This window comes from Streptomyces sp., from assembly GCF_050698815.1.
GTDB lineage: Bacteria > Actinomycetota > Actinomycetes > Streptomycetales > Streptomycetaceae > Streptomyces.
Window position 1 is genome coordinate 1 of the sequence record NZ_JBOHCV010000326.1, and the last position, 8,838, is coordinate 8,838.

10 protein-coding genes are annotated in these 8,838 nt (G+C 70.7%); 7 read left to right on the forward strand and 3 right to left on the reverse strand.

From position 1 onward, the window contains the following. Window positions 1-197: 197 nt before the first annotated feature. On the reverse strand, window positions 198-590 hold the full coding sequence (locus ACRDP3_RS11905) for a VOC family protein (protein WP_431516863.1): 393 nt from the start codon (window positions 588-590) through the stop codon (window positions 198-200). Window positions 591-668: 78 nt separating this feature from the next. Between ACRDP3_RS11905 and ACRDP3_RS11910 the strand changes: the two genes are divergently transcribed. Beyond that, on the forward strand, window positions 669-1,214 hold the full coding sequence (locus ACRDP3_RS11910) for a GNAT family N-acetyltransferase (protein ID WP_431516864.1): 546 nt from the start codon (window positions 669-671) through the stop codon (window positions 1,212-1,214). On the opposite strand, the gene ACRDP3_RS11915 is transcribed toward ACRDP3_RS11910, so the two are convergent. Beyond that, window positions 1,198-1,881 (reverse strand): glycerophosphodiester phosphodiesterase, encoded by a 684-nt coding sequence (locus ACRDP3_RS11915; RefSeq protein WP_431516872.1) that lies wholly within the window; start codon window positions 1,879-1,881, stop codon window positions 1,198-1,200. The genes ACRDP3_RS11910 and ACRDP3_RS11915 overlap by 17 nt on opposite strands. A 273-nt stretch (window positions 1,882-2,154) precedes the next feature. On the opposite strand from ACRDP3_RS11915, the gene ACRDP3_RS11920 reads away from it, so the two are divergent. The 3 genes from ACRDP3_RS11920 to ACRDP3_RS11930 all read left to right on the forward strand — a co-directional run bounded on the left by ACRDP3_RS11920 (window position 2,155) and on the right by ACRDP3_RS11930 (window position 5,454). Beyond that, complete coding sequence (locus tag ACRDP3_RS11920) at window positions 2,155-3,552, forward strand: DUF6421 family protein (RefSeq protein WP_431516865.1); 1,398 nt, start codon at window positions 2,155-2,157, stop codon at window positions 3,550-3,552. A 61-nt stretch (window positions 3,553-3,613) separates the two neighbouring features. After that, window positions 3,614-4,396 (forward strand): SDR family NAD(P)-dependent oxidoreductase, encoded by a 783-nt coding sequence (locus ACRDP3_RS11925; RefSeq protein WP_431516866.1) that lies wholly within the window; start codon window positions 3,614-3,616, stop codon window positions 4,394-4,396. Further along, window positions 4,375-5,454, forward strand: a complete 1,080-nt coding sequence (locus tag ACRDP3_RS11930; protein ID WP_431516867.1) for a threonine aldolase family protein — start codon at window positions 4,375-4,377, stop codon at window positions 5,452-5,454. The genes ACRDP3_RS11925 and ACRDP3_RS11930 overlap by 22 nt, the downstream gene beginning before the upstream one ends. Before the next feature lie 12 nt (window positions 5,455-5,466). Here the strand turns inward: ACRDP3_RS11930 and ACRDP3_RS11935 are convergent, their stop codons facing one another. Then, the gene (locus tag ACRDP3_RS11935; protein ID WP_431516868.1) at window positions 5,467-6,186 is read right to left on the reverse strand and encodes a lysophospholipid acyltransferase family protein; all 720 of its coding nucleotides are present in this window, start codon (window positions 6,184-6,186) and stop codon (window positions 5,467-5,469) included. A gap of 239 nt (window positions 6,187-6,425) precedes the next feature. Between ACRDP3_RS11935 and ACRDP3_RS11940 the strand changes: the two genes are divergently transcribed. From ACRDP3_RS11940 to ACRDP3_RS11950, 3 genes are all read left to right on the forward strand, one after another. Further along, window positions 6,426-6,782 carry a TlpA family protein disulfide reductase gene (locus tag ACRDP3_RS11940; RefSeq protein ID WP_431516869.1) on the forward strand — a complete coding sequence of 119 codons (357 nt, stop codon included), beginning with the start codon at window positions 6,426-6,428 and terminating at the stop codon, window positions 6,780-6,782. A 160-nt stretch (window positions 6,783-6,942) separates the two neighbouring features. Continuing rightward, window positions 6,943-7,737 (forward strand): electron transfer flavoprotein subunit beta/FixA family protein, encoded by a 795-nt coding sequence (locus ACRDP3_RS11945; RefSeq protein WP_431516870.1) that lies wholly within the window; start codon window positions 6,943-6,945, stop codon window positions 7,735-7,737. A 75-nt stretch (window positions 7,738-7,812) separates the two neighbouring features. Further along, window positions 7,813-8,775, forward strand: a complete 963-nt coding sequence (locus ACRDP3_RS11950) for an electron transfer flavoprotein subunit alpha/FixB family protein (RefSeq protein WP_431516871.1) — start codon at window positions 7,813-7,815, stop codon at window positions 8,773-8,775. The last annotated feature ends 63 nt before the right edge of the window (window positions 8,776-8,838 follow it).

Genomic DNA, 8,838 nt, shown 5'->3' on the forward strand with positions numbered 1-8,838 from the left:
CCCCGGGCCCGCAGCAGGCAGGCGGTCGCGGTGAGTGCGCAGAGCGCCGCCAGCAGCCATCCGACCGTCGCCGAGCCGTGCATCACCGACCTCCCCGCTCTCGCCGCCCCGCCGGGGAGCGGTCCCCGCCGGGAGGCTGCCCGGCCGGCACTCGCACACGGGGGCGCACGGGCGCAGCGGGGGAGCGCTCGAACTGCTCAGATGCCCGGCCGGTAGCGCATCGGGTGATCCTCGGGGACCTCGACGACGCAGATCCGCACACCGTCCGGATCAGCGGTCCACATCTCGACCAGCCCCCACGGCTCCCGCACGGGAGGCCGCAGGATCTCGACGCCGGCGGCCGTCAGTTCGCGGTGCGCGTCCTCGGCGTCCGGCACCTGCAGCCACAGCCGCAGCCCCGGTGCGGGCGGTGTCCCGGACCGGCCGGAGACCTCGAGGAAGCCGCCGCCCAGGAAGTAGACCGTGCCGCGCTCGGGCCCGGTCCCGAACTCGCGGTGGACCGAGAGGCCCAGCGCCTGTCCGTAGAACGCGCGACTGCGCTCGGGGTCGGTGGGCCGCAGCAGCATCCTGCTGCTCAGTACGTGCACCATGCCGTCCGACTCTAGTTCGCGCGGTCCCGTATCAGGGTCGCTCACCATGGAGGCGGTCCCGTATTAGGGTCGCTCACCATGGAGAACGTGCAGGAGACCGGCGAACCGACCTTCCGAATAGCGGCCGAGGAGGACATCCCGGCGCTGGTGGCGCTGGTGGAGTCCGCGTACCGCGGAGAGGCCAGCCGGGCGGGCTGGACCACCGAGGCCCACCTTCTGGAAGGGCAGCGCACCGACCCCGAGGGCATCGCCGCCGTCGTCACGGCGCCCGACAGCATCCTGCTAGCCGTCGAGCGGGCGGGCGAGCTGGTGGCCTGCTGCCAGCTGGAACACCGCGGTGAGCACGCCTACTTCGGCATGTTCGCCGTCCGCCCCGAACTGCAGGGCGCCGGCCTGGGCAGGGCCGTGCTGGCTCAGGCGGAGCGGACGGTGCGGGCCGAGTGGGGGGCGCGGGAGATGCAGATGACGGTGATCCGGCAGCGGGAGGACCTGATCGCCTGGTACGAGCGACGCGGCTACGCTCGTACCGGCGAGCTCAGCCCCTTCCCCTACGGCGACGAGCGCTTCGGCATCCCCCAGCGCACCGACCTCGCCTTCGAGCTGCTGGTCAAGCCGCTCGGCTGACCGCCAGCCTGATCTCCGGCAGGTCGGTCACCACGCCGTCGAGCCCGAGTTCGCGGACCCGGGCCAGGTCCTCGTCGGTGTTCACCGTCCAGCTGATGACCTTGATCCCCTCGGCGTGGCAGCGCGCCACGGTGTCCGCTTCCAGCCACCGCAGTTCGCACGAGACCATCACGGCGCCCAGCTCGCGGGCCCGCTCCGGAGCGGTCGGCGTGGACTTGCCGGTGACGAGCACGAGCGGCATCCCGGGCAGCTGTGCGCGGACCTCGCGCAGCGCCTCGTCGTGGAAGGAGATGACGGTGACGCGGTCGTGCAGCCCCAGCTCATTGATCACTCCGACCAGGACCCGGGCGGCGGCGCGGTCCTTGATCTCGGCCTGCAGCGGCGCCTGTACCGCCTTCACGACCTCTTCGAAGACGGGGACGCGCTCCCCCTTCCCGGCGTCCAGCTCGCGCAGCTCGGCGAGGGTGAATTCGCCGATGGCGCCCGAGCCGTCCGTGGTACGGGAGACGTCGGCGTCGTGCATCACCACCAGCTCCCCGTCCTTGCTGAGGTGCAGGTCCAGTTCGATGACGTCGAACCCTTCGCGGTCGGCGCGGACGAAGGACCGGAGGGTGTTCTCGGGCTCGATGCCCATCACACCGCGGTGACCGACGGTGAGGAGTGACACGGCGCGCTCTCGCTTTCCTGCGGTGACGGCGTACGGAGTGACGTACGCGACGCACAGACTAACGGCGGGCCGCGAGAGGGACGCCGCCGCCCGCCCGGACGCCACCGAAGCCATGGCAGGACTGGGCAAAGTCGTCGTCGTGGGTGCCTGTGACAGGAAGATCCACGGTGGATGTGGGGGGTCTGACGGATGATTTCCGGCCACTTCCGCTTGAGCGGTCGACCCCGTACGGATACCGTTAAGAGCGCCAGGTTCTTCTGTGGAGGGGTAGTCATGACGGAAATGCTTTCGTCCAAGGCCGTGGAGGGCGGGATTACGTCCGCCGAGCGCGTGGTCGAACATCCGGCGTGGGCAGCACTGAAGGGCGCGGTGGAAGCCATCCGTCCGGCGCAGTCCAAGGACGGCTCCGTCGACTTCGAGGCACCGGAAGCTCCCGCTCGCTCGGCGGTCGAGGCCGAGCTGGAGCGGGTCTGTGCCGCCGTGCGGGAGCTGACCCCGTCGCTGCCGCACGACGCCGCGTACCACGAGGCGCTCGTCGCCGACCTGCGCCGCTGGGCGGCGGACGGCTTCGGCGTCCCCGACTTCCTCGACTCCCTGCTCGCCTTCCAGCCCGCCCAGAGCCGGGAGGACGGCCTGCAGCACCTCGTGGTCTTCCCCATGTACACCCAAAACGGCAACCCCGACCGCAATCTGGAAGCCGTCGTTCTGCGCATGGTCTGGCCCGACTGGCTGGCCGAGCTGGAGCGTACCCGCTACGACAACCCGCTCTTCTGCGGCATCACCTTCGAGGACTTCACCTCCGGCTACGACACCAACTCCGCCGTGCTCTTCCCGGAGACGGTGGCCGTACGCGAGGCACCTCCGCGCTTCTCCTGGGGCGGCATCTTCTGCGATCGCGAGGCCGCCCGGTTCCGCCGCGTCGTCGACGCCGCCTGCGACGTCACCAGCCTCGAACTTCCCGAGGAGGCTCACGGTCTGGTCACCGACCAGGAGCGCTGCCAGCAGACTTTCGTGCTGTGGGACATGGTCCACGACCGCACCCACAGCCACGGCGATCTCCCCTTCGACCCCTTCATGATCAAGCAGCGGCAGCCGTTCTGGATGTACGGACTGGAGGAGCTGCGCTGCGACCTCACCGCCTTCCACGAGGGCGTACGGCTGGCGGCCGACGGCTACCCGCAGGGCCGGGACGTGCAGTTCGCGGTGCTGCTGGACCGCCTCTTCCGCTTCCCGGTCACCGGCGAGCGCAACCGCAACTACGACGGCCTCGGCGGCCAGTTGCTCTTCGCCTACCTCCACCAGCACGACGCGCTGCGCTGGCGGGACAACAAGCTCGCCATCGACTGGGACCTCGCCCGTGAGGTGACCATGCGGCTCCGCGAGGAGATCGAGACCCTCTACCGCGCGGGCATCGACCGCCCCAAGCTCGTGCACTGGTTCAAGGCGTACGAGCTGGTCGCCGCGTATCTCTCCCCGCACCCCGGATCGACATGGGCCAAGGGCCCCGACGCGCTGGACCTGAGCCTGCCGCCGCGCAAACTCGTGGACGAGGTGCTGCCGGACGAGTTTCCGCTGAGCATGTTCTACGAGGCACTCGCGAAGAAGCTCCGTTCCGTGATCGCATCGACCAAGGGCATCACCGCGCAGACCCCCGCGCTCGCCGCCGCCTGAGCGGCCGGGCGGCCGGGGGCGGGAGACAGGTCGGGGTGCTGAGGACCAGGAGGCTGGACGCATGACCAATACGACGACGGCACGTGGATACCAGGGCAACGGCAAGGGCAGCCTCGAGGGGGCCGTCATCGCCGTCGCCGGCGCGGCGGGACCGGCAGGCTCGGCCACGCTGCTGCGTCTCGCCGAGGAGGGGGCCACTGTCGTGGCGGCCGACGCGGACGCCGAGCGCCTCGCGCACGCCGTGGACGGCGCCCGCTTCGCGCACGGCGGCGCGACCGTCACCGGCGACACCGTCGACCTGCTCGATCTGGCGGCCACCCGTGAGTGGGCCGCCCGTACCGAGAAGGAATTCGGGCACGTGCACGGCCTCGTGCACCTCGTGGGAGGCTGGCGGGGCTCGGCCACCTTCGCCGAGACCGACCTCGCCGACTGGGATGTGCTGCACAACCTGCTCGTCCGCACGGTGCAGCACACCTCCCTCGCCTTCGAGGCCCCGCTGCTGCGCAGCGGCAACGGGCGCTATCTGCTGATCAGCGCCGCCGGCGCGAGCAAGCCGACGGCGGGCAATGCCGCCTACGCCGCGTCCAAGGCCGCGGCCGAGGCGTGGACACTGGCGCTGGGCGACGCCTTCCGCAAGGCCGGGGGCGATGCGGGCCCGCCTGCGGCGGCTGCCATCCTGGTCGTCAAGGCACTGGTGAACGACCAGATGCGGGCCGACCGCCCACAGGCGAAGTTCGCCGGGTTCACCGACGTCAAGGATCTGGCCGACGCCATCGCCGGGACCTGGAGCACGCCGACCGAGGAAGTGAACGGAAACCGCCTGTGGCTGACTCCGAAGCCGTGACCACCGACGCCAGGCGCCGCCACGACCCGGAAGTGCGCGGATTCGCCAGCGACAACTACGCGGGCGCCCACCCCGAGATCCTCGCCGCGCTCGCCCTCGCCAACGGCGGCCACCAGCCCGCCTACGGCGGCGACGACTACACCGCCCACCTCCAGCAGATCATCCGCAGCCACTTCGGTGCCCGTGCCGAGGCCTTCCCGGTCTTCAACGGCACGGGCGCGAACGTCGTCGCGCTCCAGGCGCTCACCGACCGCTGGGGAGCCGTCATATGCGCCGAGTCCGCACACATCAACGTGGACGAGTGCGGCGCCCCCGAACGCGTCGGAGGCCTGAAGCTGCTGACCGTGCCCACCGAGGACGGCAAGCTCACGCCGGAGCTCATCGACCGCGAGGCGCACGGCTGGGAGGACGAGCACCGGGCGATGCCGCAGGTCGTCTCGATCACCCAGAACACCGAACTGGGCACGGTCTACACCGTGGAGGAGATCCGGGCGATCTGCGACCATGCCCACGAGCGCGGCATGAAGGTGCACCTCGACGGCGCCCGGATCGCGAACGCGGCGGCTGCCCTCGACGTGCCCATGCGCGCCTTCACCAACGCCGCGGGCGTGGACGTCCTCTCGCTCGGCGGCACCAAGAACGGGATGATCTTCGGCGAGGCGGTCGTCGTCCTCGATCCCGGAGCGGTCCGCGCGATGAAACACCTGCGCAAGCTCTCCATGCAGCTCGCCTCCAAGATGCGCTTCATCTCCGCGCAATGGGACGCCCTGCTCGGCGGCGATCTGTGGCTGCGCAACGCCCGCCACTCCAACGCCATGGCACAGCGCCTGGCCGAGGGCGTGAAGACCGTCGACGGCGTCGGGATCATCCACCCCGTCCAGGCCAACGCCGTCTTCGCCCGCCTTCCGCACGACGTCGGTGAGCGCCTGCAGAAGCGTTACCGCTTCTACTTCTGGGACGAGGCGGCCGGTGACGTGCGCTGGATGTGCTCCTTCGACACGACCGAGGAGGACGTCGACGGCTTCGTGGCTGCGCTGCGCGAGGAGATGAGCCGCTGACGGGCCCTGCCCCTACAGCGCCCGCGCCTCCGCCGGGGTCGGGGCCGTGCCGCCCAGGTGGGTGGGCAGCCACCAGGAGTCGTGCGGCCCGGCGGGTTTGGCGGGGTAGGCGCCCTGTGCGGCCTCCAGCAGTTCGTGGACGCCTTGGCGCAGCCGCGCCGTCAGGCCGGTCGCCGACTCCTCCGGGGCCGCGTGCATCGGCTCGCCGACCCGGATGCTGATCGGGAAGTGGTTGCGTCCGAAGTCCCGCTTGCGGCCCTTGGTCCACAGCCGCTGCGTGCCCCACAGGGCCATGGGCACCATCGGCACCCGCGCCTCCTGGGCCAGCCGGGCGGCGCCCGACTTGAAGTCCTTGAGGGTGAAGGAGCGGGAGATGGTCGCCTCGGGGAAGACACCGATGATCTCCCCGGAACGCAGCGCCTCGAGCGCGTGCTTGTAGGCGTGCTCGCCTTGGGAGCGGTCCACCGGGATGTGCTTCATGGCGCGCATCAGCGGGCCCGAGACCTTGTGCCGGAAGACGGCGTCCTTGGCCATGAATCGGACCAGCCGCTTCGCCGGCAGGGCGGTGAGGCCGGTGAATATGAAGTCGAGGTAGCTGATGTGGTTGCTGACCAGAACGGCGCCGCCACGGGCCGGGATGTGCTCGGTGCCCTGGATGTCGAAGCGCAGGTCGAGCGCTTTGAACCAGGCGCGCGCGGTACCGATCACCGGTGGGTAGACGAGCTCTGCCATTGACGGGGGACCCTTCGTGTTCGGTGCCCTGGGGAGTGCTCCAGGTGCCCTGGACCTACGGACGCGTAACTTCGGTCTGGCGCAGATGGTTCCCGATGAGCCCGCTGATGGCTACCCCACGGCCCGCACGGGCGGGAGATCCTCGTCACCGCCCTGGAAGGCAGCGGAACGCCCGGCCCGCGAGGCATGCTGGACACCGCGTGCCGGAGATAGGCACAACCGGGACACCGGGGACCAGCGTGACGGGAGAGAGCACGGTGCGGGAGCGGACGCGGGCGGGCGGGGCCGGCGCACGGCTGGACGCCGGGTCGGTCGGACTCGAGCGGCTGGGCGACCTGGCGACGCTGGTGCAGTTCTCCAGCGCGTTCTGCCAGCCGTGCCGAGCCACCCGGCGCACCCTGCGGGAGGTCAGCGAGATGATCGCCGGCGTCACCTACGTCGAGATCGACGCGGAGGAGCGGCTCGCGCTCGTACGTGAACTGGGCATCCTGAGCACTCCCGCCGTCCTCGTACTGGACGCCGGCGGCCGTGTCGTGCGCCGTGCGTACGGGCAGCCCCGCAAGGCCCATGTCATCGCCGCCGTCGGTGCGGCGTGATTGAGTTGGGCCCGGATCCCGCGTGCGCCACGTTGGCAAGGTCACAGTTCCGGGCCTTGAGAAGCGGGTACGCGCTGTGTGTACTGACGAGTAATATTGTGGACGGAGAGCCGGTCCGGCGACGGACCGGAACCGTAGGACAAGCAGTAGGAGAGCCGACGTGAGCCTGAGGATCGTTGTCTGTGTGAAGTACGTGCCCGACGCCACCGGCGACCGGCACTTCGCGGCGGACCTGACCACCGACCGCGACTCGGTCGACGGTCTGCTCTCGGAGCTCGACGAGTACGCGGTGGAGCAGGCCCTGCAGATCGGCAAGGACGCCGGTGCCCCCGAGGACACCGAGATCACCGTGCTCACCGTCGGCCCCGAGGATGCCAAGGACGCGCTGCGCAAGGCGCTGTCCATGGGCGCCGACAAGGCCGTGCACGTGGAGGACGACGATCTGCACGGCACCGACGTGCTGGGCACCTCGGCGGTGCTCGCCAAGGCCATCGAGAAGACCGGCTACGACCTGGTCGTCTGCGGCATGGCCTCGACCGACGGCACCATGGGCGTGCTCCCCGCGATGCTCGCCGAGCGGCTCGGCGTGCCGCAGGTGACGCTCCTGTCCGAGGTCGCCCTCGCCGACGGCAAGATCACCGGGCGGCGCGACGGCGACACCGCGACCGAGCAGCTTCAGGCCGCACTGCCTGCCGTCGTCTCGGTCACCGACCAGTCGGGCGAGGCCCGTTACCCGTCCTTCAAGGGCATCATGGCGGCCAAGAAGAAGCCGGTGGAGTCCCTGGACCTGGACGACCTGGACATCGAGGCGGAAGAGGTCGGTCTGGGCGGCGCGTGGACCAAGGTCGAGGACGCCACGCCGCGCCCCGCGCGCACCGCGGGCACCGTCGTCAAGGACGAGGGCGAGGGCGGCAAGCAGCTCGCCGAGTACTTGGCGGGCCAGAAGTTCATCTGAGCCGGCCCCTCCGAAACAGCGCCCGCCCGTACGCAGGCCCGTACCGCCGCCCCACCTTCCCGCAGGAGCAATCCCATGGCTGAAGTCCTTGTCTACGTCGACCACGTGGACGGTGCCGTCCGCAAGCCGACCCTCGAACTGCTGACACTGGCCCGCCGCATCGGCGACCCGGTCGCCGTGCACCTCGGTGCGGGCGCCGATGAAGCGGCCAAGACCCTTGGCGAATACGGCGCGGTGAAGGTGCTGGCCGCCGACGCGCCCGAGTTCGCCGACTACCTCGTCGTGCCGAAGGTGGACGCCCTGCAGGCCGCCTACGACGCCGTCTCGCCGGCCGCCGTGCTCGTCCCCTCCTCCGCGGAGGGCAAGGAGATCGCCGCCCGCCTCGCGGTGCGTACCGGCTCCGGCATCATCACCGACGCCGTCGACCTGGAGGCCGGCGCCGAGGGCCCGGTGGCCACCCAGTCGGTCTTCGCCGCCGCCTTCACCACCAAGTCCCGTATCACCAAGGGCACTCCGGTCATCACCGTGAAGCCCAACTCCACCGCTCCGGAGGCCGCCCCGGCCGCCGGCACCGTGGAGCAGCTGGCTGTCACGTTCGGTGAGAAGTCGACCGGCACCAAGGTCGTCTCCCGCACCCCCCGCGAGTCGACCGGCCGGCCCGAGCTGACCGAGGCCGCGATCGTCGTCTCCGGCGGCCGCGGCGTCAACGGCGCCGAGAACTTCCACATCATCGAGGGCCTCGCGGACTCGCTCGGTGCGGCCGTCGGCGCCTCCCGTGCCGCCGTGGACGCCGGCTGGTACCCGCACTCCAACCAGGTCGGCCAGACCGGCAAGTCGGTCTCCCCGCAGCTGTACGTCGCCACCGGCATCTCCGGCGCGATCCAGCACCGGGCCGGCATGCAGACCTCGAAGACGATCGTGGCCATCAACAAGGACGCCGAGGCCCCGATCTTCGACCTGGTCGACTACGGCGTCGTCGGCGACCTCTTCGAGGTCGTCCCGCAGCTGACCGAAGAGGTCAAGACCCGTAAGGGCTGAACCGCCGAGGCTGCCGCCCCTCGAGGCATCCCGCGCCGCCCCCGTACGCCACTGGTGTACGGG

Excerpts from the sequence above, each read along its gene's own strand:
- ACRDP3_RS11905 (WP_431516863.1), bottom strand. The coding sequence starts at position 590 with ATGGTGCACGTACTGAGCAGCAGGATGCTGCTGCGGCCCACCGACCCC.
- ACRDP3_RS11910 (WP_431516864.1), top strand. The coding sequence starts at position 669 with ATGGAGAACGTGCAGGAGACCGGCGAACCGACCTTCCGAATAGCGGCC.
- ACRDP3_RS11920 (WP_431516865.1), top strand. The coding sequence starts at position 2,155 with ATGACGGAAATGCTTTCGTCCAAGGCCGTGGAGGGCGGGATTACGTCC.
- ACRDP3_RS11925 (WP_431516866.1), top strand. The coding sequence starts at position 3,614 with ATGACCAATACGACGACGGCACGTGGATACCAGGGCAACGGCAAGGGC.
- ACRDP3_RS11935 (WP_431516868.1), bottom strand. The coding sequence starts at position 6,186 with ATGGCAGAGCTCGTCTACCCACCGGTGATCGGTACCGCGCGCGCCTGG.
- ACRDP3_RS11950 (WP_431516871.1), top strand. The coding sequence starts at position 7,813 with ATGGCTGAAGTCCTTGTCTACGTCGACCACGTGGACGGTGCCGTCCGC.